This is a genomic window from Mycobacterium sp. NGS62 (genome assembly GCF_059812285.1).
Window position 1 is genome coordinate 296481 of the sequence record NZ_JCALCK010000004.1, and the last position, 22107, is coordinate 318587.

Consider the following 22107-nt stretch of genomic DNA (forward strand, 5'->3'; position numbering starts at 1 on the left):
TTGCCGAGCGCCTCCTTATCGGGCGTGCTCACCGGGTTCCTACGATGGCCCTGTGCACGATCACGCGTTCAGTCCGGACGAACGGCGAGCTGTCTATCGCGTGATCGCCGAGCGACGAGACATGCGCCGGTTTGTGCCGGGCAGCACTGTTCCCGAGGACGTGCTGGCGCGCTTGCTGCAGGCTGCGCACACGGCGCCCAGTGTCGGGCTGATGCAGCCGTGGCGCTTCATCCGTATCACCGATGACTCGCTGCGACGACGTATTCACGAACTGGTGGACGACGAGCGCCTGCTCACTGCGCAAGCCTTGGGCCGGCGAGCTCAGGAATTTCTCGCATTGAAGGTCGAAGGCGTCCTGGATTGCGCGGAATTGCTGGTCGTGGCACTGGGCGACGGCAGAGACGACCACATCTTCGGGCGGCGCACGCTGCCACAGATGGATCTGGCGTCGGTTTCGTGCGCAATCCAAAACCTCTGGCTGGCAGCACGTTCCGAGGGCCTGGGCATGGGCTGGGTGTCGTTGTTCGATCCACGACGGCTGGCGGCCCTGCTGTCCATGCCCCCCGACGCGGAGCCGGTGGCAATACTGTGCCTTGGTCCGGTGCCCGAGTTCCCGGATCGGCCGGCGCTGGAATTGGACCACTGGGCATATGCGCGGCCGCTGGCCGATTTCGTAGCGGAGAACACCTGGGGCACACCGGTGCCGATAACGTCTCCGAGTGAACCAGACGACCTGGGAAGGTGACGGCGATCAGCGACAGCGACGAAACACACCGGCAACCCGACAACGTCTTGATCGTGCATTGGCACGACTTGGGGCGCTACCTCGGCATCTACGGCCACGCGGATGTGACGAGCCCGCGACTGGACCGGTTGGCCGCCGAGGGCATTCTGTTCACCCGAGCGCATGCCACCGCACCGCTGTGCTCACCGTCACGCGGGTCGCTGTTCACCGGACGCTATCCGCAGAGCAACGGACTCGTCGGCCTGGCTCATCACGGCTGGGAATACCGCTCGGATGTTCGTACGCTGCCACGGATTTTGTCCGAAGCAGGTTGGCATTCAGCACTTTTCGGTATGCAGCATGAGACGTCGTATCCGTCCCAGCTGGGTTTCGACGAATTCGACGTGTCGAATTCCTATTGCGAGTACGTGGTGGAGCGCGCTCAGCAGTGGTTGCACGCCTACGACTCCAGCCGACCGTTTTTGTTGACGGCAGGGTTCTTCGAGACACATCGGCCTTTCCCGCGGGACCGCTACCAGCCGGCCGACCCTGCGGCTGTCGCGCTGCCCGGCCACCTGCCCGACACCCGCGAGGTCCGCGAAGATCTGGCCGACTTCTACGGGTCGATAGCCACCGCCGACGCCGCAGTCGGCCGGCTGCTGGACACGCTGGCCGACACCGGACTCGACGCTACGACGTGGGTGGTGTTCTTCACCGATCACGGAGCGGCATTCCCCCGCGAGAAATCCACGCTGTATGAGGCCGGCACCGGCATCGCGATGATCATCCGCCCGCCTACCCGAATGACCGCCGGTCCCAAGGTTTACGACGAACTATTCAGCGGCGTCGACCTGGTACCGACGCTGCTGGACATGCTCGGTGTCGACGAGCCGGCCGACGTAGAGGGCATCTCACATGCGCAGGCGCTGCTTGCGGCGAACACCGACACGCCGGTGCGTGAGCACGTCTACACCGCCAAGACGTATCACGACTCGTTCGACCCGATCCGGGCAATCCGCACGAAGGAATACAGCTACATCGAGAACTACGCGCCCCGCCCGCTGCTGGATCTGCCGTGGGACATCGAGGAAAGCCCGTCGGGTCACGCCGTCGGGCCATTGGTCACCGCACCGCGCCCCGAACGCGAACTCTACGACCTGCGCGCTGATCCCACCGAGACCAACAACCTGTTGGCCGGCGACGACACCGGCCAGGCCGACGCCATCGCCGGGAATCTGGCTGAGCTGCTCAACGAGTGGCGCGTACAGACCGGCGACGTCATACCCTCGGATTTCGCCGGCAGCCGCATTGCGGCTCGCTACACCGAAACCTATCTGCAGATCCATGCCCCCAAGGTGCCGACCAGCCGGTCGGCGATCGCCGTCGATCGCGGCATCGAGGACGAAGTCAAGAAATAGGCTCACCTGGTGTCCACGCCGACGTCGTATCTGGTGCTCGCTTCGCAACGCAGTGGCAGCACGCTGCTGGTGGAATCGCTGCGCGCCACCGGATGCGCCGGCGAGCCGCAGGAGTTCTTTCAGTACTTGCCCACCACCGGCATGGCGCCCCAGCCGCGGGAATGGTTCGCCGCGGTCGAGGACGAGACGATCCTGCGCCTGCTCGATCCGCTGGATCCCGGTACGCCGGACACCGCGACGCCGGTGGCCTGGCGTGAGCACATCCGCAGCTCCGGCCGCACCCCCAACGGCGTGTGGGGCGGCAAGCTGATGTGGAACCAGACCCCGCTGCTTCAGCAGTGGGCCGCGGGGCTACCGGATCGCTCCGGGGGGAGTCTTCGGGCCGCGATCCGTGACGTGATCGGCAGCGAGCCGGTCTACGTGCACGTCTACCGGCCCGATGTGATCTCGCAGGCGGTGTCGTTCTGGCGCGCGGTGCAGACAAGGGTGTGGCGGGGCCGGCCCGATCCGGAACGCGATTCGCGGGCCGTGTACCACGCGGGCGCGATCGCCCACATCGTCACGACGTTGCGGGATCAGGAGAACGGCTGGCGCAGTTGGTTTGCCGAGGAGAACATCGCCCCGATCGACGTCGCCTATCCGGTGCTGTGGCGCAACCTGACCCAGATCGTCGCGACCGTGCTGGAGGCAGTCGGGCAAGATGCCCGGCTGGCGCCCGCGCCGGCATTGGAACGCCAGGCCGATCAGCGCTCCGACGAGTGGGTGGACCGCTACCGCACGGAGGCCGAGCAGCTCGGCCTACCGGTTTGACTGTGCATCCTTGGCGTTGCTCGATGCGCGCACACTCACGACGCGCCCACCTGCGCGACGACGAAGATCCGCCGGAACGGAAAGAACGTCGTCCCGTCGGGGCGGGACGGATAGGCATCGGCGAGCAGCGGGATGAGCTCGGAGCGGAACTGCTGCCAGTCCGCGTCGCTGAGCCGTTCGCGCACTGCCAACAGCACGGTGCCACTGATCCAGTCCAGCACCGGGTGCTCGCCGCGCAGTTGGTGCAGGTAAGTGGTTTCCCAGGCGTCGACCGTGCATCCGGCGTCGATCAGTTGCTCGGCATAATGCGCCGGGGTGTCGACCACCCCGCCCACTCGAAACGGTATGTCGCTCAGTGCCTTTGCGAAGGGTTCGCGACGGGCCACCGCCCGCACCGCCGCGTGCGAGGGCGTGTCGAATGCGCCCGGTACCTGAACGCCGATCCACGCCCCGGCGGGCAGCTCACCGACCCACCGCACCATCAGCTCGGCGTGCTCAGGTACCCAGTGCACGGCGGCGTTGGACAGCACCACGTCGGTGTCGGGCCGCGGCGCCCAGGTCCTCAGGTCACCGACGGTGGCATCGACGCCGCGTTCGCGGGCGGCGGCGACCATCTCCGGCGAGTTGTCCAGCGCCTCGATCGCCGCCTCGGGCCAACGCCGCGCCAACTCCACGGTGAGGTTGCCCGGACCGCAGCCGAGATCGACCACCCGTCGTGGCCGCTCGGCGCCCACCCGGGTCAGCAGATCGTAGAACGGCCGGGCACGCTGATCGGCGAATGCCAGGTAGACATCTGGATCCCACATATGTCCTCCGATCAGCAGTCCGCGAGCCGACTGATATAGACAACCTATTACTGGTGACGATTCGAGGGTGGACGATGGCCGACGAAGACGAGGCCGCTCGCGTTCGGGAGATCTGGTCCGCATTGGGCTTGCCCGGCATGATGGACGTGCACACCCATTTCATGCCGAGACCGGTGATGGACAAGGTGTGGAAGTACTTCGACTCCGCCGGCCCGCTGGTCGGGCGTGAGTGGCCGATCACCTATCGCGCCACAGAGGCGCGACGGGTGGAGGTGCTACGGCAGTTCGGGGTGCGCGGCTTCACCGCACTGGTCTATCCGCACAAGCCGCAGATGGCGGCATGGCTGAACCAGTGGGCCGCCGAGTTCTCCCGGACGACACCGGATTGTCTTGGCACCGCGACGTTTTATCCCGAGCCCGACGCCGATGACTACGTCGAGGCCGCGATCCGCGGCGGAACGCAGGTCTTCAAGTCACATCTGCAGGTGGGCCGCTACGATCCCAACGACGCGCTGCTCGACCGGGTTTGGGGAATGATCGACGACGCCCGGGTGCCGGTCGTCATTCACTGTGGCTCGGGACCGGTTCCCGGTGAGCACACCGGCCCGGAACCGATACGCCGCTTGCTGCGTCGTTATCCGCGCCTGCGGTTGGTCATCGCCCACATGGGAATGCCGGACTACACGGAGTTTCTCGACATTTGCGAGAGCTCCGCCGACGTGCGACTGGACACCACGATGGCCTTCACGCCGTTCGTGGAGGAATCGATGCCGTTCCCACCGACGCAACTGGGCCGACTTCGCCGGCTGGGTGATCGCATCGTATTCGGTAGCGACTTTCCCAACATCCCCTACAGCTACGCCGACGCCCTGCGGTCGATCACCGAATTGCCCGGTATTGACGACGACTGGTTGCGGCGGGTGTTCTACCAGAACGCGGCTACACTGTTCTCGCCGCCCCATACCGGAGAGGCCAGCCGACAATGACGTCCGACGCCACCCCCGTCGATCCGCCTATCCCCGTTCCCGACGTGCCCGGCGCCGATGCGAGCGCCAACGGGTTGCCCGAGCGGTCGACGCTGCCGCCGCGGCAACGCGCGATCGTCGAGGCGTCCGCGGTCAGCGATGTCGGACTGCGTACCGCAGTCGCCACCATGCTCGGTGCCGCGATGCTGCCACCGGTGCTCGGGACTGCGGTGCGCCGCAGCGAATCCCACCGCGAGCGGGACAACCTGGGCTTCTACGCCGAACTGGCCGCCGAGCCCGATCCGGCGAAGTCGTTCCCGGCGCCGACGACGTCGCCTCGGGTGTCCTCGCGACCGGCCAGCCACCTGGCGGAGTGGCTCGCGCACGGCAATGTCGAAAACATCGCGTTCGCCAGCAGTTTCGAAGCAGTCAACCCCGCGATGCGCCAGCAGTGGCGAACATTGCGCCGCAACAATATTGTCCGGGCGCAGCACTGGCGGCATAACGATGGTCCGCGCCCGACGCTGTGTGTCATTCACGGTTTTCTGGGCTCGTCCTATCTGCTGAACGGCCGGTTTTTCTCGCTGCCGTGGTACTACAAGTCCGGCTATGACGTCGTGCTCTACACTTTGCCGTTTCACGGACGACGGGCCGAAAAGTATTCCCCGTTCAGCGGTTACGGCTACTTCGGGCGCGGCCTGACCGGTTTCGCCGAAGCAACCGCCCAGGCGGTCCACGACTTTCGTTCGCTGCTGGATTATCTGCGCTCTACCGGTGTCGAACGGATCGCGCTCACCGGGATATCGCTGGGCGGCTATACCTCGGCGTTGGTCGCCTCGGTCGACGACCGGCTCGAAGCCGTCATCCCCAACTGCCCGGTGGTCACCCCGATCGCGGCGTTCGACGACTGGTTCCCCGCCAGCCTGCTGGTGGCGCTGGGGATGCGGATGAGTGACATCAGCCGCGACGAGTTGGCCGCCGCACTGTCCTACCACTCTCCATTGAGCTACCAACCGCTGGTGGCCAAAGACCGCCGGCTGATCATCACCGGTCTCGGCGACCGGTTTGCGCCGCCGGGTCAGGCCGAAATGCTGTGGCAGCATTGGGGTCGCTGCGCGCTGCATTGGTTCCCCGGCAGCCACCTCATGCATATCAGCCAACTCGACTACCTGCGTCGGATGACTCAATTCCTGCAGGGGGTCATGTTCAGCTGACCGCTGCGTGGCGCGCCCTGGACTGCCGTTGGGCGCTGCTCGGCCAGCGCAGCCGGGTGAGGAGGTCGGTGGGTAGCTCGTTGTGCCCGTCGAGCCGCTGCACCGACGACGGGTGCAGCGTCGCAAGCGCGGGCCGCTGGTTACCGGCTTGCGGAGTCAGCCCCGCCAGCGGTCCCGCCCGGCCCGGCCGGCCGTCAGTGCGGAATGCGCATGCCACCGCCAGCGTGCGGCCTCCCGGACCGCCGGCGATCTCCAGCGCCGTCCACGTTTCGCGCGCCGGGTATGACCGGATCACCGCGAGCGTCTCGGGCAGCTCCGCGTCGGCCTTGACGCGGTACGCCGCAACGTATTCCGCACTGCCGACTCGGATTCCGCGCCAGGTCTCCCGAGCGGGCCGCGCGAACAGCTCGGGAACGTCATCGGGGTCCACGGTGCTCGCCGCCCAGCCGGCCTCGCGGAGATGGTCGGCGAGTCGGCGCACGGCCACCTCGACCGTCTCATGCAACGGGATCTTCGACGAGCGGGCCTGCAACGCGCCAAGGTTATCGGCGGCCGACAAGGTCAGCCCGATCCAGGTGTCCCGCTGCGGCGCTGCGGCATCGGATGCGGTGTCGCGGCTGGTGATACGCACCGCGTCGGCGCGAATCCCGTAGCAGTCCAGGTACCGGGCGATCAGCGGAAGCGGCAGCACATCGGGGTCGGTGTCCGATGCCGTGATGCGCAGCAGCGCGGTAGCCCGCACGTCGGTGGCTGATCGGCGGCCTCGGCCCCAACCCCGGTTGCGGCGCAGCACCGCGACCCGGCGGCGCAGCATGGTCGTCGCGAACAAACCCCGCCACCAGGCCAACAGGGCGATCACCACCGCGACGGCGATGCCGAGCACCCAACGCTCGCGTGGGGACTGCCACGGATAAGCCATGGCAGCAGGCACGATGGCCAGCAGGACGAGCACAATCCGTCCGGTCGGTAGCGATGCGAGAGCTGATTGCCTCACGAGGTGAGTTCCTTTCGTCGGCGCGCGGCGATCGCGGCGACAACCACGACGGCCAGGATGAGCGCCGCTGATCCGGCGAACGCGACGATCTGCGGGGTGCGGTCCTTCGGGGCCGGTTCGGGCGGCGCCGCGAGTTGTTTCACCGGCGCCGCATCGTGATCGGCGGTGGCGGGCAGCTCCCAGGTCAGGGCTGCCACCGGGTCGAGCGTGCCGGCGCCGACAATGTTGGACGGCGCGCGGGCGCCGTTGTGTGCGGTCGCGGTGATCCGGTGCACCACCTGGTCGGCCGTCAACTCCGGATACTTACTGCGCACCAGTGCCGCCACTCCCGACACATAACCGGCCGCATAGCCGGTGCCGCTCAGTGCCAGCAGTTGCTGGCGATCATTGGGCAGTCCGTTGGCCAGGCCACCGTCGTCGCGGTTGCTCACCGACACGATGTTCTGCCCGGGTGCGGCGATACCGACCCACGGTCCGGCCATGGTGAACTTCGACGGCTGGCCGTTGGGTGACAGGGAGCCAACCGAAAGCACGTATGGCTGCCACCACGACGGGATCGACACCGAGGTGACGGCTGCCCAGTTTCGGGCGTCGTCGGGCCGACTCATATCGGTCAGCGCGTTGGATTCACATGCGGATCCACCGGCCATCGAACCGGTCGAGCCGCTGTCGCCGGCGGCGGCGATGATGACCGCGTCCTTGTCGACGGCGGCGTACCGGATCGCCGCCCCGAGCGCGGACTGGTCGACGCCACGGTCGGCCGGTAGGCAGGTGACCGAGGAGATGGTGATCACGCGAGCACCGAGATCAGCCGCGTGCACGATCGCTCGTCCCAGGGCCGTCACGTCGAAAGTCGCACGCGCCAATGTCGGGTCGCCCCCGGGCATTCGGGGCGAGAACTTCGCAGAGGCGGTGCGCAATGACAGCAACTGCGCGCCGGGAGCGACTCCGGCGAAGCCGTCGTCGCCGGGTTGGCCGGCGATGATCCCGGCGACCAGGGTGCCATGCCCGTCGCAGTCGGTGAGGCCGTCGGTCGCCTCGATGTAGTCGCCACCGGGTTCGACGCTGGGCAGCCTCGGTCCCGGCTGCACTCCGGTGTCCACGACCGCCACCAACTGGCCATCACCGCGGGAAATCCGCCATGCATCAGGCAGATTCATGGCGAGTTGGTTGGGGCTGGTCGCACCGAAATCGCTGCCCGGGATGATGCCCGAGACGCTGCATTCGCCGCGCTGCTCCATCGGCTGAACTGGCCCCGGGGCACCGCTCGGCGGCTCGGCGCCCGGATCGACCGTCGGCGGGCTGATCGCCACCGCCGACGGGCAGACCCACACCCCGGCGGCCAAGACCGCTGCGAGACAGGAGAAACCGGCACGAATCATCGATTGAGTACCCAGCTGAAGATCCCGACCAGGTAGGCCATCACAGGAATCAGTGATGCGTCGATGCCGGATGCGACGAAGCCCAGCAGCCGGCGCAGCGGCAGTGAGTAGCTGTCCGGTGAGCCGATCGGGGGGTTCAGCGCAACCACAAGCCAGGCCAGCACCAGCACCGCCAGCACCACGATCGCGCACAGCGCGGCGAGATACCGCGCGGTGGCGGTGTAGAGCACCAGCAGTACCACCGACACCAGGTAAGGCTGGGCAAGCAGCCACGCCTTGCAGGCGGCTGAATCCCATACCCGGGCCCGAAGGGCCGCGGCCGCCGCAGTTCCCGCCACCACGTACCAGCCCCACCCGGCCAATGTTTCGGGTCTCAACGCGATGGCCACCGAGCCGAGCACGCTGAGCAACACAGCGGCGGCGATGAACCCGGTTTGATGCGCATCGCTGATCCGCACCCGCCGCGGCAGGTCCTGCAGCACCCGCAACGACGGCGCGGACGGGGTGGGATCCCCGGGTGCCGGGATCACCGGCAGCGGGAACCGTGCCCACAGCGCGGACAGCTGTGCGGCTTCAATGGTCACCAGCAACGCCAACACGATCAGCCCGCAACCGACGCTGAGCATCGGTAGCTCCCAAAGAATTTCAGCCAGCGCGGCCAGCAACACGCCAGCCCCGAGAACGGCTGTGGCAGTGAAGAATCCGGTGGCTCGGCCATGGTCGCGGCGGGGAAGGACAATGCTGATCAGTGACCATGCTGCGACGCCGGCTGCGCCCAGCATCAGCTGCGCCGGTCCGAAGTCACCGGGTACCGCCAGCATCAATGCCGCAGCGATCGGCACCAGCGCGACAATCGACACGGCAGTGGCCGCACGCGGTGATCGGACCGCCAGGCCGGCCACCGCGGTGAGCACGGCAAGCGCGGCGACGGTGATCAGCCCCGCTGCCGCGCCGGTGACCAACCGATGCGTGACCGCCAAACCGGTTGCAGCGACCACCAAGCCGATCACTGCGGCCAGCGCGCCGCGCTGGATGTGGCTGATTCCCCACGGCTTCAATCGGGATGTCGAGAAGATCACCGCGGCGTCGGCGATGTCTTCGACGATCCCGGGGGCAGCCGCTCCGGCCGGGACGGGCTGCAGCGCCAATAAGTCACCATCGACGACGCCGACGGTGTCCAGACTGGCATCCAGGCTGAACGGCGCACCACCGATCGGCGCAAGGCTGAGCCGGGCGGGGGTTACCGGCCCGGTGTCTTCGGCGGCGTCGGCTGCCTCGGCACCGTCGCTACCGGCACTGGGAACCACCAGCCGTTGGACCGCGGGCAGGATTTCGCGCAGCGGCAGCTCGGCGGGCAACGCCATTTCCGTCAACCGGCTGTCGGCGAGGATGGCGACCCGGACGATCGGCATCACGGCGCTGGACATCAGCGGATCCTCAGACTTTGGGGGGACATTGCTTCTCTTTCTTTTCGTAGAACAGCGGTTGTTCGGTTCTGGTAGGGCTCGTCAGCTGGATTGGGTCTGGAAGTCTCGGGAGAGTCGCTGCCCGGGGAACCACTGACCGTCCGGCAGCGTCGCGGTCAGTTGGTCGATCGCGACGGCGATCGAAAACGGTGTTCCGGGGCTGAATGTCGAGATCCATTCACCGTCGAATGCGCGGGAGGGACTGACCAGCACCCGGCCCGCGGTGGTGTCCACGATGCTCATCCCGACTTCGGTAGTGGCGTGTTGTCCGTCGTGGCGGCACCCGGCGACGATCTCGACGTAGCTGCGCGGGCCGGTGAACACCGACTCCACCACGGGTCGTGCTGTTTCTGGAATCCCCAGGAAGTCAAGCACTTCGGCAAGCGATGCGCCGGCGCGCAGCCGCTCGTCGGCTCGGGCGCCGACCCGGGCGGGCATGCTGAACTCGTCGAACCGCGCCGGCGGCCGATGCGCAAGCCCGACGCCGAGGACCGGCACCAGTGCCCGCGCGTCACCGATGTCCATCGATGTGAAGGTGACCAGCTGCGCGTTGCGCAGCGCGACAACGGTGTTGTCGCCGCGCCGCGCGACGATACCGCGCAGTAGGTCGCCTGCTCCGCCGGATTGATCGGGTCCCACGTAGCGCAAATCCAGCCATCGGTCCGGAAAGCACACCACTCGTACCCAGTCGGCCACCGCCAGGTTGATCGTGCCGTCGGCAGACATCAGACCCATCCGAGTCAATTCGGCGGTCCGCCGAGCGATGAACGCGCCTCGCTCCCCGGCGTCGGTGTAGGGCGTCGTGATCGCCAATACCCACGGCAAACTTCCCGCGCCACTGGTCTCGGCGATGAACCACGCCTGGTCGACGGTCAGTTCGACGGCGTTAGGGCCGGTGCCCATTTATCCCTAGCCGCCCCATTTGGCGGCTTCGGCTTGGTCGCGGGCCAGCATGGCCATGGTGTTGGTCTCATGGGTGCCCGCCATCGCGTGATAGGCCCGCACCAACTCTTCCATCGCCTGATTCCACTGCGCCTGCCACGCCTGATAGGTCATCCCGGTATCACCTTGCCAAGCACCCGACAACGCGGCCTGCTCACTGGAGATATCCGCCCCCAACCCCTGCATGGTCGCCGCATACGACGCCATATCCCCGGCATGCGCCAACATCGCCGGGTAGTTGTACATAATCTGCGACATCGCCTTACCCCTTCGCCTCAGAACCCGCTATAACCACTGGCAGCAGCCGCATCAGCCGCCACATAAGTGCCCGCGGCATCACCCAAATTGGCCTGCGCGATATCCAACAACGCATTCACCTTGGCCGCCACCTCCACAAACCGGGCATGCGAAGCCTGAAACGCCGCCGAAGACTCCCCGACATGAAACGCCTGCGCCGAGAGCGCCTCCTGCTCAGCCTGACCAATCGTGGACCGCATCAACCCCGCCTTAGCCCCAAACGCCGACTGCGACGCCACCAACTGCGGAATATGGGCATCCAACAAACTCATCACTCACATCCTTTGCTCATCGATTTCCAGTCATCGTGATACACCGTTCTGCTTCAGTTGTGCTCTCCCCCTTCGCCGTTGGAGCCAGGGGACCCGTCGGGCTGCCAGCTGCCCGGCACCATCGGCATCGCCGGTCCCCCGCCGAAGCCGTTGCCGGACAGTGTGGTCAGCCCTGCCGCATCGCCGATGGTGTCTTTACCCACCGTGCCGGCAAACCCCAACCGTCCCGCTCCGTTTTCCGACGCCACCGCCGCGGCGACTGGCTGCTTAACCGGCTCCGCATCCCAGTCCGGGTCGACCTCGACGTTCATATCGGCGAACTCGTCGGCGTGGTCGTACAGCGCGGCCCGTCGCCGCCGCCTGGCCCGTGTTTTCTGTCGACTCGACACTCCCGCGGCAGCGGCGGCCGGAATGTGGGACGCCGGCGACTTGGCACCCTCACGGTCATGCAACGTCGGACCGGGTCCACCCGGTGAGCCGAAACCGGCCACCGCATAACCGAAACCGGCAGCCGCCGGCGCGGCCGCCGGCGCGGCGCCGGCCGCCGCCCCGGCTGCGGGAGCCGAAGCCGGGGTCGCCGCGGGTGTGGCCACCCCGGGAGCCAGCCCAACGACCGGCATGGACCGGGCAGCGGCGGCGACGGGAGGTCCCACGACCGCGGGTGTCGTAATGGGCGCCGGCGGCGTTGCCGTCATCAGTGAATTGACGCCCAGTCCGATGAGCAGCGGCAGCAGGATCGGAGCGCTCAAAATCATTGCCCAGGTCGGCCAGCCGATCAGGTTGAAGAACACCTGATACCCGACAAAGAACGCGAGCACCAAGGGATTCGCCAGTAAGAACGGGAATATGTCCTTGAGCTGGTTGAGCATATCCCGGAGAGATTTCAGCAGATCCGAGAGCCAAGACTGCGCCTGCACGGGTGCGTTGTTCTGCAGCGTCGAAGCGTTGCTGCTCTCCCCCACACCGGGTTTCATCACGTGCGGCGCGGGTGTGGTGCGCGGCGCGGATGCCAATGCCGTGCCGGAGACTGCGTGATAGGTCGTCATCGTGGTGGCGGCCTGAATCCACATCCGCACGTAGTCGGCCTCGTTGACTGCAATCGGGATCGTGTTGATGCCGAAGAAGTTGGTCGCCACCAACACGCCGTGGATCATGTGGTTGGCGGCCAGTTCGGGCAGCGTCGGCATCACGGCCAAGGCGGCGGTGTAGGCGGCCGCCGCGGTCTCGTGCTGTGCAGCCGCGCCTGCGCTGTTCGCACTGGCCAGCGCGAGCCACGCCAGGTAGGGCGCATGGGCGGCGACATACTGTTCAGCGCTTGGGCCTTGCCAGCTTCCCGCCTGTACCCCACCCAGCACTGTGGTGAGTTCTCCTGCCGCCGACGCGTATTCGGTGCTCAATGATGTCCATGCCGCCGCGGCCGCCAGCAGTGACCCTGGACCCGGACCGCTGCTCAGCAACGCCGAATGCACTTCCGGCGGTGAGGCCATCCAGATCGGCGCGAACATGTGTCAGCTGCCGGCAACCAGGTAGGACGAGGCCGCGGCGGCATCTCCAACGGCATAGCCGACCCCGGACTGACCGACACCGACACCGGACCGGCCCAGCTCTTCGACACCCTCGGCGGCCACTGCGGCATGTTCGCTGCCTTGGGCGCTGAATCCCACTGCAGTCTGCAGCGATACCGGGTCAGCCGCTGAAGGCACCACCGCGGTGATCAGCGGGGCCGCGCCCGCGTGCGCCGCTGCCAGCCGGGCGGTGATCGCTTCCACGGCAGCGCTGGCCGCGGCTAGACCTTCGGGAACAACTTGCAGCGTCATGGCAGGTACTCCTTTCGACGAATCTCATCGACCATCAACGGCCACCCTCTCGTCAACCAGAGGATTGACCAACTGCACATATGTGGGGGTATCGCTGTCGCCCAACAGGATTGCCCGGCCGGCTGGCAACCGATCGAATCGCTGACCGCGGATCTTGCCCCCGTCAGCCGGATTACCGGACAGCATCAGTGTGGTCGCCTGCAGGTCGTTGAGCCGGCGCATCAGCGGGCTGGTCATCAGTGCGTGCGCCGATCCGGTGGCCCGGGCAGTGACGATCACTCGCAGACCCAGATCGCCGGCTTGGGCCAGCAGTCCGATCAGGTTGGTCCAGGGCCGCTGCCCGATGTAGGGCCCGGCCATCGCCGGGGTGTCCGGGATCTGGTCGACGTCGTCGATGATCAGGTAGTGGGTGTGCCCCTGATATGACCAGCCGCTCAGTTCGGCTGCCGACATGCCCGCCGGCGGCCGGCGCTGCTCGATCAGCGCCGACAAGCCGAGCATCGCCGGGATGACGCGGTCGATGTTGGCGGTGTACTCGTTGTCCGGGAACAGCGGCTCGTCGACCAGGTGCAGTCGTCGGTCCAGCACGGTGAACGCAACCCGGTCGGGCGTGCTGTGCTCGCGGACCGTGCGGATGATGTGACGCAGCAGCGTGGTCTTGCCCGTCTTCGTGTCACCGAGGACCAGCAGCAACGGGTTGTCGGCGAAGTCGAGTTCGACTGCGGCCAAGTCCTCTTCGCGCTGGCCGATGACCACACGATCAGGACCTCGAGAGGTGGCGCCGATCGCGGCCGGCGCGAGGTTGGTGGGCAGCAGCCGCACCGGTGGCGCCGACATGCCGGGATGACGCGCGTTGATCTCGCCCACTTGGACCAGATTCGGGGCCGCGAACAGGAAATGCTCGGCAGCCATCGTCAGACCACGGCCGGGTTGATCGGGCGGCACCGCCTCGGCCGGGCGGCGCAGCGCGCCGATCACGCGGACGTTGCTGTCGCGCGGGTCGTGCAGCTTGAGCTCCAACCGCAACCCGAGCCCGTCCCGCATCGCCAGCGGCACCTCCAGCCAGCTCGGGGTGGTGATGATCACGTGGATGCCGTAGGCCAGGCCCACGTTGACCAGCTCGGTCACCTTGGTCAGCAACGGGTTTCGGGTGTTGAACTGATCGGTGTTGTCCCGGCTGAAGGCATAGAGGTTGTCGATCACCAAAAACACCTCGCCGAACCCGTCATCGGGGGCGGACTCGTGCCGGTTGCGGAACACCTCTCGCTGTTGCCGCAGCCGCAGCAACTGCTCGAGCTCACCGAAGGTGCGACGGATGCGCTCTGGTTCCAGTGGCGAGGCCACACTGCCGACATGCGCGAGGTCCTCGAGGGCCCGCAGCTGCCCACCGCCGTAGTCCAGGCAGTAGAAACTCACCTCGGCGGGTGAGTGCAGGTTCGCGGCCGACAGGATAAACGTCTGCAGCGCGGTCGATTTGCCCGACTTCGCGCCGCCGTGAATCACCATGTTGCCCGCGGCCGAACGCGCATCGAACACCAGCGGGTCCCGGCGCATCTCGAACGGCTTGTCGATTTCACCCAGCGGCCAGCGCCACTGCCGTTGCGGCACACCTGCGCGTGCCAGCACGGTGCCCAGTGGGATCGGGTCGTCGAGCGGCGGCAACCACAACTCCGGCGCGCGCGGCCCGTAGCGCGCCAACTGGTCGCCGATGGTGGCGATCAGCTTGCGCGGCGGCCCGGTCTGCTCCTCGTCGTCACTGCTGGCGATCACCGTGTTCTGATCCGGCTCCACCCGGCCCGCGGGGAACAGCTTAGGCTCGGGAACAGCATGCACCACAAGGGTTTTCGCAGCTCGCGGCGGATCGTAGATGCCGTCGACGTAGGTGCTGCGGAACTTGATCGGCGCGGCCCCCGGCGCCGGCACCAAGAAGCCGACGCCTTTGTGCTCCTTGCCGGATTCGATGTGATAAGCGTCCTCCACACCGATGATCTGGCGGGACACGGCCGGGCTGGCCACCTTCAGCCCGATCCGGTAGGAGGTGTTCTTGTCGATGTCCTTGATCTTGCCGATGTCCAGGGTCTGCGAGGCGAACAGAATGTGGATTCGGAAGGAGCGACCTTTACGCGCCACGTAGTCGAACAGTTCGGCGTACTCGGGATGGTCGGCCAGCATCAAGGTGAACTCGTCGGCGACCACGAACAATGTCGGGATCGGAGCCAGGTCGTGTCCGGCCGCGATCGCGTTCTCGTATTCGGTCACCGAGTTGAAGGCGCTGCCCTGGACCGCTCGCCCCGCCTCGCGCAGCAACATTTCCCGACGAGCGACTTCGCCGCGCAGCGTGTCGGCGAATCGGTCGGCCAGCGCCTTTTTCTCGGCCATGTTGGAGATGACCGCGACCACCTGCGGGAAGTGCCGGAAGATGTCAGCACCGGCCTCACCCTTGAAGTCGGCGTAGATCACGATCAGCCGATCGGCTGAGTGAGTCGTCAACAACGACAACAAGATCGACATCAAGGTCTGGGATTTCCCGGCACCTGTCATACCGATCATCAGGCCGTGCGGGCCCATCCCGCCTTCGGCTTCGTCCTTGAGGTCGAAGATCAGCGGTTCACCGGTAGCGGTGACCCCGACCGGGACCCGCAACTCGTCGTCGCGGCGACGGGGTGCCCACAACGTCGGCACGTCGAGCCGTGACGCGTCCGGAATTCCCAGCAGCGTCGTGAACGTCGCACCGCGGGTGGCGGCCGACTGCAGGCCGCTGTGGGTCGGGTTGGAATCCCACCGGGACAGCCGGCGAGCCAGATGGCCGGCGTCGTCGGCACCGAAACCGTCGGCGGTGTCGATGTAGTGCTGCCAACCACCGGTCTGCCAACGCTCGACGACACCGTTGGCGATCCGCAGGATCGGCCGTTCGGGGTCGGAATACTGCTCGCGGTGCGGTGCCTTGCTCGATCGGTGCACCACCGTGACGCCGACGCGGCCGAAGGCCAACGGCGAGGCGTTCAGGTCGTAATCGGGATCATCGACGACAATCAGCAAGTGCCGCAACGTATCAGCTGGTGTGCCGGTGAACGCCGGACGATCCGCCAGTGCTGGAGCCAGTAGTGCGATCAGTTCCTCCGGCCGCGCCGACAGGTAGCGGGCGGGACCGACGCCGTCGAGCTCGCCGGGAACGTCGGCGTGTGGCAACCACTTCAGCCACGACCAGTGCGGCGCCTCCAGTTCGGGTGTAGCCACCGCGATCCCGAGCACTGTCGGGTCATGCCAGGTCACCGCCTGAGCAATCCACGCGCGCAGCGCGGCGTGCACCTCGTCCTCGTCCCCGAGCACGGTGATCCGCGCGACCTTGGTCAGGTCGATACCGGCTGGAATGTCGGAGACGGTCCGCTGGGTGTCCAGCAGGCTGCGTAACGCGCTGTGCGACACCGGTTCCAGATCGATTTCGTCGGCGGTGTCGTTGACGCGCAGTGCCGTGTCCAGCGGTGCCGAGTGCAGTCCGGCCCGCACCACCAGGAAGTCGGCGTCGTGGGGATCGCGTTCCCACTGGCGTCGTGAGCCGGGGATCGCGGCCAGTTCGGCCGGGTCGGGGTGCGACCACTCGGCAGCCGCCCGCTGCTCAGCGGCCTGCGCCCGGATGTTGTCGCGGACCACCGAAAGGTAGCGCAGGTAGTCAGCCCGCTCGGCGTCGACTTCCTCGGTGCGCATCTTGTTGTCGGTGCCGCGGTACAGCGCAGTTGCGGCCAGCAGCAGTACAAACGGAAAGAACAGGGTCTGCGGGGAGATCACCCGCATCCCGGTGGCGACCATCGCGACGATCATTCCCACGATCAGGATCACGATGACCACCGGCAACGCCCTCCGCAGCATCGACGGCGGAATGGCCCGCTGCAGTTCGGGCGGCGCCTCGATGTTGATGGCGCCCTTACGGGTTGCCGGCGGTGGCAGCCGACGGCGGGCCTCGAAGATCAGTCGGCTCATCGTGTCTCCAGCTCGGCTTTGGTGGTCCGACCAGGCTTGGCGTCGGGCGCCAAGCCGTCGTGGGCCAGCAGCGCATCGGCCCGCGACAGTGTCGGGCCGGGCGCAAACAATGACAGCACCGACCACGGGATGGGGGTTGGCGGCGGGTTCAAACCAAGTGCTTCAACGGTTTTCGCGCGTCCGGTGGCATCGGTGGCTTCGTTGTCGATGCCGTAGCGCACACCGGTGTCGGCGATCCAAAATAGTGATCCGGCAGCCGGTGACGCCGCATCCTGGCCGACGGTCTGGGTGAAATAACCGCTGCCGGGCGCCAACGCGACGCGGGTGGCGATGCCGTTCGTCCCGGCGCCGACCAGATCCCCGGTGTGCATCGCCTCGGGTATCGGGAGTGCCGAACCCGACAACAACGTCAGCGAATTGGTGGCGGCCCCGGCCGCCTTGCTCCAATTCACGCAGGACACCGGGTCACGGGCGGCGTCGACCAGGCTGATCCGCTGGTTGGGGTAGCGGTCGGTGTCGAGCATCCGCGACACCGGCAGCCTGGCGACCTCGTCGGCGCCCAGTCGCGGCGGCTGACCCAGGCCGTAGGAGTTCGCGTTGCGCAGCACCGCGGCCAGCACCGGCGAAATCGGCTGCAGCCCATCGGGCAATACCGCGTAGTACAACACGGAGTTGTCCGCCGCGTAGGCGACGACGACGGCACCGATCGGCGCCGGGGCGGACAGACCGAATGCCGGTGGGTTGCCTGCCTCCGGGATCGCCGGGGCAGTCAGCGCCGGCGCTTCGGGAATCGCATTGAACAAGCCCGCGGCGATCGGCCGTGGTTTAGGCACCTCCGCGCCGAAGCCCAGCGCGCCGGTGACGGCCCGGTCGGCCAGATCGATTCGGCTGCGTCGGCCCTCCCAAAGCAGCCAGGTGCCAGTGGGATTGGCAGCCAAGATCGCACGTCCCGCCGGCAGCAGCGCGGCGCGCGCGCCGGTGGTTTCCAGCGTTCCTGCGATCACCGTGACGCCGGTGGCCGGACCGCCGACGGCGTCGCACACCGTCCAGTCGGCGTCCTTGGCGGTGTTTTGCACCATCCGCTCGGGGGCGCCCGGGATGCCAATCAGGTTGCCACGCGGAAACTGGTCCAGCTCACTGCTTTTCACCGTGGTGGGGTTGACAGGCCGACCGGCGATGAGTCGGGCCGAAGTCAAGTTGAGCACTGGGTGCAACCGGTCACCGACCCGCACATACAGCGCGGCGGTGGACCGGTCGGCCAGTACAGCGTTGTTGGCCGCCGACCCGTTGGGCCGGATCAGCGAGAACACGAAACAGCCCACCAGCAGGGTGACCACGATCAGCACGCCCATCATCACCGCACGGGTCTGGGTGCGCAGTGGGTCGACGAGCATCCGGGTGTCGTGCAGGGCAACACCGGAGGCGATCCGGCGCATCACGAACCGCCAGCCAGTCACCTGGTGGCGGGTGACAAAGCCGCGCCGGTAATCCACCTTGTCGGGGTTGTCGTTGACCGGGGTGCGCGACGCGAACGAGCGCCGCTCGTCGTCTGATGGAGTCGTCATGCCGACTCCCACAGGTTCAGGCCACGCAGCAGCGGCTCCACCGAGTTCCTGACGTCAGGGGCAGTAATGGTCATCAATTCCTCGTCGGTGAACTCACCGCTTTCGGCTTTCTCTGAATGGTCCAATCGGAATTCGCGTTCCTCTTCCGATCTTTCGACGGTGTTACGAACGAAGCGGCCGTTACCGGCGATGTCGAGGCTGCGCCGTTGGACACCCGCAGCGTCGGGTCTCGTCGAGTTCGCCAACCGGTCGAACAGTGCCTCGAGATCGTCGAGGGCGGGTTGTTCGAAGACACTGTCGCGCTTGCCCGCCATGTGGTTGGCGATTTCGACCAGCTCCGACGCCGAGTAGGACGGGAAGTCGATATTGCGGGTAAACCGTGATCGCAGACCTTCGTTGGTGTCGAGGAACCGATCCAGGTCGGCCCGGTAACCGGCGACGATGACGACCAGGCGATCGCGGTCGTTTTCCATCCTGGCCAGCAGTGTGTCGATCGCGACCAGGCCGAAATCGTTCTTGGCGCCGGTGGCCACCAACGCGTAGGCCTCGTCGAGGAACAGCACCCCGTCCAAAGCGCTGTCGATGATCGCGTTGGTCTTGGCCTCGGTCTCACCGATGTGCTGGCCGATCAAGTCGGCGCGGTGCACCTCTTTGATGTTCTCTTTCTTCAAAAGCCCCAGGCCGCAATAGATTTTGGCCACCACGCGAGCGATGGTGGTCTTGCCGGTTCCGGGCGGCCCGGTGAAGACCAGGTGGTAGGTGCGTTGTGCCACCTCCAGCCCGCGTTGCTCGCGCAGCAGCCCCATGGCCACCGAACTCTTGAGTCGCTGTACCTGGTTTTTGACCTGGTCCAGACCGATGAACTCGCTGAGCTCGTGTTCGGCCTCCGCCAGCAGTGCGGCCTTGCGCTCGTGGGCTTCGGGGTCGATGAAATCTTCGGCACCGGGTTCGGTGTGGGGATCCCACGGGTCAGTGCGGGCGTCGATGCGGGCCCCGGTGGTGGTGACGATGCCGAACGTGGGATCGGACAGGGCGTGCTCGACCTGGTCGTTCTCCGGGTTGGCCGCGTAGAGATCCTGCAGCACCTCCCGGGCGGTGTCCTCATCCTCGTCGGCGCGCAGCGTCAGCGCTTTGGCCAGCGCACCATCGACCGAGGCGACCGGGACCGGGCCATCGGGCTCTTCGAGGTACGACAATGCCGGGGCGAACATGCCCAGCCGGGCCAACGCGATCCCCAGGGTGATCTTGGCGGCGTGCGCGTAGGTCTCATCCAAGCCGGCGTCGTTGACGATCGGGGTCAGCAACTTGACGACATCCGACCACCGCTCGGCGCGGTATTGGATGGCGACGGCAACCCACCGGGCGTCGAGCCAGCTCGGCCGGCGTTCGGTGACTGCGGTGACCACCTGGTGCGCCTCGGCGTATTTCCCGTCGGCTGCCAGCGCCGCGGCGTAGGCGAGGTGGAAACCGTCGGGCTCGGTGGCGCGGAACTGTAAATACAGTCCGGTGTCGTAGCGGAAGCCCAGGGCGCCCGGCGTCAGCTCGACCTGCCGCTGCAGGACGCCGGCAGTGGCCGCGGTCCGTGAAACCGCTTCCAGCACATGGGCTGACACGTCCCCGGCGGCGGCCAGCCCGGTCCAGGCGTCGCACTGGTCGTACGCGATGCGGGTCAGCGCGGTGAACCCGGATTTGGCGGCAGTCAAGTCGGCGGGGCGACGCCGGTCGTACACGGTGAGGCCCAGCGCCCGACAGCAGGTGGCGAACCGGCTGATGACGTCATCGTCGACGCGGACCGCTGTGGACCGGGTCGCGAGCGTGCCGGTGTCAGCGCTTTCCACGACCCCGTCGCCTCCCCTCGGTAATAGCATTGCCTAAGCTAACTTCGCTGAAGTTAGCATTGGATAAGCTAAGTGTCGAGATGGCCCCTTGGGGCCAGGACGTGGCCTCGGTCACCCGCAGGCGGGGACGGTCCTGCCGCACATCAGCAGACATGGCAGCCTCCTTTCGAGGTGCGTCGGGGTTCCAGGTCGACGCTCGTCCGGGAAGGTCCCGACCCTCGTTCGGGACGGCACGTTACTCCGTCACGAGCGTTAATGAAAATGAGTGTCATTAGCGACGAGGCGCGCGGCAAAGCGGGCACAATGGTCGGCGTCCTCAGAGTCGGTGGCGCATCGGGAATCACCAGGAGGTCAGGGGCAGTCATCGGCCGGTTCCAAGCCGTCGCGGACCGGCCGAACAGGTAGTCGGCTGCGGGGGCCCCTCGGTTCCATCGCGTTCCTATTCCTTCTCCGGCTTCGCACTGGCCGGCGCAGTGGTCGGCGACCTGAGGGTAGGCAGCGCCGCCGGGGAAACCCCGGATGGGTATCGCGGCGAGAATCTGATCGGCAAGAGCGGCCAGAATCGCCATTTAGAACTGCAACTAGCGGATCATATACCGCCTACACGCCGCATCTACGGAGATGGGCTCGATCCGCAGCAACCGCCAAGGGATCGACGGCTTATGTCTTGACGGCGCTGACCAACGTGTTGCGAGCGATCATGGGTCCAGCCTCGGAATCGGGCTCGGGCACCCGACGGCCCACCTCGCGCAGGTAATCGGCTAACGGGGTCGGCGTCGCGGTCCAACCGCGCTCGCCGAACCACTGCTCAGCCGGTGCGCACTGCTCGTTGTAGACAAGCTGGAAGAACAGCCGCTGGTCACCTTCGGCCCTCGCGGCCTTCTCTTCTTCGACGGCGGCGGCGAAATCATCGGCCGGCAGCGGAGCACCGTCCTCGACGGCAAGATGAGAACCCGGCGCGGCCATTGCGTCGATCCCGGTGAACAACTGGTGCTGGGCGGCGGCCGGAAGGTAGAGCAGCAGACCCTCAGCAATCCAGGCGGACGGCTTGCCCGGATCAAACCCGCTGTCCTGCAATGCGTGCGGCCAGTCTTCACGCAGGTCAACGGCGACCTCGCGGCGCTCGGCACGCGGACTGGCGCCGCGCTCGTCGAGCACGTCACGCTTGAATTCGAGAACCTCGGGGCGGTCCAGCTCGAAGATCGTCGTTCCGTCGGGCCAGGGCAGTCGGTAGGCGCGGGAATCCAGTCCGGCCGCCAAAATGACCACCTGGCGGACACCGGCATCGGCCGCGCGCCGGAAATAGTCGTCGAAGTACCTCGTTCGCGCGCCCTGGAAGTTGACGAAATGCTCACCGAACTCGGGTGTTTTCAGTTGGTGGTCGGGGACATGACTGTCGAGCACACCGGCCCAGTCACCACCCGCCGCACGGCAGAAGACCTCCGCGAACGGGTCGACAACCAGCGGATCGGGCTTTTGTGCCTCCAAAGCTCGAGCGGTGGCCACGAATAACGCGGTCGAACCGACACTCGTTGTGATGTCCCAGCTGTCGCCTTCAGTACGCACTCAACCGACCTTACGCTCGTGCGCGAGGCGTCAGTCCCGCTGGGACTCAAGCC

The 22107-nt window shown here is 66.8% G+C and carries 18 protein-coding genes; 5 read left to right on the forward strand and 13 right to left on the reverse strand.

Annotation, left to right across the window (positions count from 1 at the left end; translation table 11 throughout):
• Positions 1 to 52 precede the first annotated feature (52 nt).
• Genes bluB through stf0 form a run of 3 tightly spaced genes read left to right on the forward strand, consistent with a single transcriptional unit; the run spans position 53 to position 2952 of the window.
• Positions 53 to 745, forward strand: a complete 693-nt coding sequence (gene bluB, locus AC5Y49_RS13520; protein WP_499887730.1) for a 5,6-dimethylbenzimidazole synthase — start codon at positions 53 to 55, stop codon at positions 743 to 745.
• 5 nt (positions 746 to 750) lie between these two features.
• On the forward strand, positions 751 to 2142 hold the full coding sequence (locus AC5Y49_RS13525; protein WP_499888013.1) for a sulfatase family protein: 1392 nt from the start codon (positions 751 to 753) through the stop codon (positions 2140 to 2142).
• A 6-nt stretch (positions 2143 to 2148) separates the two neighbouring features.
• On the forward strand, positions 2149 to 2952 hold the full coding sequence (stf0, locus tag AC5Y49_RS13530; RefSeq protein ID WP_499888014.1) for a trehalose 2-sulfotransferase: 804 nt from the start codon (positions 2149 to 2151) through the stop codon (positions 2950 to 2952).
• 35 nt (positions 2953 to 2987) lie between these two features.
• Here stf0 and AC5Y49_RS13535 read toward each other — a convergent pair whose 3' ends face one another.
• Complete coding sequence (locus AC5Y49_RS13535; protein WP_499887732.1) at positions 2988 to 3758, reverse strand: trans-aconitate 2-methyltransferase; 771 nt, start codon at positions 3756 to 3758, stop codon at positions 2988 to 2990.
• Positions 3759 to 3832: 74 nt separating this feature from the next.
• Here AC5Y49_RS13535 and AC5Y49_RS13540 point away from each other — a divergent pair, with 74 nt between their 5' ends.
• The gene (locus AC5Y49_RS13540) at positions 3833 to 4744 is read left to right on the forward strand and encodes an amidohydrolase family protein (RefSeq protein WP_499888016.1); all 912 of its coding nucleotides are present in this window, start codon (positions 3833 to 3835) and stop codon (positions 4742 to 4744) included.
• A complete protein-coding gene (locus AC5Y49_RS13545; protein ID WP_499887734.1) occupies positions 4741 to 5937 on the forward strand; it encodes an alpha/beta hydrolase family protein in 1197 nt (398 codons plus the stop codon). Before AC5Y49_RS13540 ends, AC5Y49_RS13545 begins: the two co-directional genes overlap by 4 nt.
• Here AC5Y49_RS13545 and eccE read toward each other — a convergent pair.
• The 12 genes from eccE to AC5Y49_RS13605 all read right to left on the reverse strand — a co-directional run bounded on the left by eccE (position 5930) and on the right by AC5Y49_RS13605 (position 22054).
• On the reverse strand, positions 5930 to 6931 hold the full coding sequence (gene eccE, locus AC5Y49_RS13550; RefSeq protein WP_499887736.1) for a type VII secretion protein EccE: 1002 nt from the start codon (positions 6929 to 6931) through the stop codon (positions 5930 to 5932). The genes AC5Y49_RS13545 and eccE overlap by 8 nt on opposite strands.
• Entirely contained in the window at positions 6928 to 8313 is a 1386-nt protein-coding gene (mycP, locus tag AC5Y49_RS13555) for a type VII secretion-associated serine protease mycosin (RefSeq protein ID WP_499887737.1), read from the reverse strand. The genes eccE and mycP overlap by 4 nt, the downstream gene beginning before the upstream one ends.
• The gene (gene eccD / locus AC5Y49_RS13560) at positions 8310 to 9740 is read right to left on the reverse strand and encodes a type VII secretion integral membrane protein EccD (RefSeq protein ID WP_499887739.1); all 1431 of its coding nucleotides are present in this window, start codon (positions 9738 to 9740) and stop codon (positions 8310 to 8312) included. The genes mycP and eccD overlap by 4 nt, the downstream gene beginning before the upstream one ends.
• An 81-nt stretch (positions 9741 to 9821) precedes the next feature.
• Positions 9822 to 10682: an ESX secretion-associated protein EspG gene (locus AC5Y49_RS13565; RefSeq protein WP_499887741.1), complete on the reverse strand. Its 861-nt coding sequence runs from the start codon at positions 10680 to 10682 to the stop codon at positions 9822 to 9824.
• A 6-nt stretch (positions 10683 to 10688) separates the two neighbouring features.
• The gene (locus AC5Y49_RS13570) at positions 10689 to 10979 is read right to left on the reverse strand and encodes a WXG100 family type VII secretion target (protein WP_499884703.1); all 291 of its coding nucleotides are present in this window, start codon (positions 10977 to 10979) and stop codon (positions 10689 to 10691) included.
• A gap of 17 nt (positions 10980 to 10996) precedes the next feature.
• Positions 10997 to 11290: a type VII secretion system protein EsxG gene (esxG, locus tag AC5Y49_RS13575; protein WP_499884702.1), complete on the reverse strand. Its 294-nt coding sequence runs from the start codon at positions 11288 to 11290 to the stop codon at positions 10997 to 10999.
• 53 nt (positions 11291 to 11343) lie between these two features.
• Positions 11344 to 12795, reverse strand: a complete 1452-nt coding sequence (locus AC5Y49_RS13580) for a PPE family protein (RefSeq protein ID WP_499887743.1) — start codon at positions 12793 to 12795, stop codon at positions 11344 to 11346.
• 3 nt (positions 12796 to 12798) lie between these two features.
• Positions 12799 to 13107: a PE family protein gene (locus AC5Y49_RS13585; RefSeq protein ID WP_499887744.1), complete on the reverse strand. Its 309-nt coding sequence runs from the start codon at positions 13105 to 13107 to the stop codon at positions 12799 to 12801.
• A 24-nt stretch (positions 13108 to 13131) separates the two neighbouring features.
• Entirely contained in the window at positions 13132 to 17085 is a 3954-nt protein-coding gene (eccCa, locus tag AC5Y49_RS13590; protein WP_499887746.1) for a type VII secretion protein EccCa, read from the reverse strand.
• Positions 17082 to 18650, reverse strand: coding sequence for a type VII secretion protein EccB (gene eccB, locus AC5Y49_RS13595; protein WP_499887748.1), 1569 nt, complete (start codon positions 18648 to 18650; stop codon positions 17082 to 17084). Before eccB ends, eccCa begins: the two co-directional genes overlap by 4 nt.
• The gene (eccA, locus tag AC5Y49_RS13600) at positions 18647 to 20488 is read right to left on the reverse strand and encodes a type VII secretion AAA-ATPase EccA (protein ID WP_499887749.1); all 1842 of its coding nucleotides are present in this window, start codon (positions 20486 to 20488) and stop codon (positions 18647 to 18649) included. The genes eccB and eccA overlap by 4 nt, the downstream gene beginning before the upstream one ends.
• Before the next feature lie 660 nt (positions 20489 to 21148).
• The gene (locus tag AC5Y49_RS13605; protein WP_499887751.1) at positions 21149 to 22054 is read right to left on the reverse strand and encodes a class I SAM-dependent methyltransferase; all 906 of its coding nucleotides are present in this window, start codon (positions 22052 to 22054) and stop codon (positions 21149 to 21151) included.
• Positions 22055 to 22107: the final 53 nt, after the last annotated feature.

Excerpts from the sequence above, each read along its gene's own strand:
- AC5Y49_RS13535 (WP_499887732.1), bottom strand. The coding sequence starts at position 3,758 with ATGTGGGATCCAGATGTCTACCTGGCATTCGCCGATCAGCGTGCCCGG.
- AC5Y49_RS13540 (WP_499888016.1), top strand. The coding sequence starts at position 3,833 with ATGGCCGACGAAGACGAGGCCGCTCGCGTTCGGGAGATCTGGTCCGCA.
- AC5Y49_RS13545 (WP_499887734.1), top strand. The coding sequence starts at position 4,741 with ATGACGTCCGACGCCACCCCCGTCGATCCGCCTATCCCCGTTCCCGAC.
- mycP (WP_499887737.1), bottom strand. The coding sequence starts at position 8,313 with ATGATTCGTGCCGGTTTCTCCTGTCTCGCAGCGGTCTTGGCCGCCGGG.
- eccD (WP_499887739.1), bottom strand. The coding sequence starts at position 9,740 with ATGTCCAGCGCCGTGATGCCGATCGTCCGGGTCGCCATCCTCGCCGAC.
- AC5Y49_RS13565 (WP_499887741.1), bottom strand. The coding sequence starts at position 10,682 with ATGGGCACCGGCCCTAACGCCGTCGAACTGACCGTCGACCAGGCGTGG.
- AC5Y49_RS13570 (WP_499884703.1), bottom strand. The coding sequence starts at position 10,979 with ATGTCGCAGATTATGTACAACTACCCGGCGATGTTGGCGCATGCCGGG.
- esxG (WP_499884702.1), bottom strand. The coding sequence starts at position 11,290 with ATGAGTTTGTTGGATGCCCATATTCCGCAGTTGGTGGCGTCGCAGTCG.
- AC5Y49_RS13580 (WP_499887743.1), bottom strand. The coding sequence starts at position 12,795 with ATGTTCGCGCCGATCTGGATGGCCTCACCGCCGGAAGTGCATTCGGCG.
- AC5Y49_RS13585 (WP_499887744.1), bottom strand. The coding sequence starts at position 13,107 with ATGACGCTGCAAGTTGTTCCCGAAGGTCTAGCCGCGGCCAGCGCTGCC.
- eccCa (WP_499887746.1), bottom strand. The coding sequence starts at position 17,085 with ATGAGCCGACTGATCTTCGAGGCCCGCCGTCGGCTGCCACCGCCGGCA.
- eccB (WP_499887748.1), bottom strand. The coding sequence starts at position 18,650 with ATGACGACTCCATCAGACGACGAGCGGCGCTCGTTCGCGTCGCGCACC.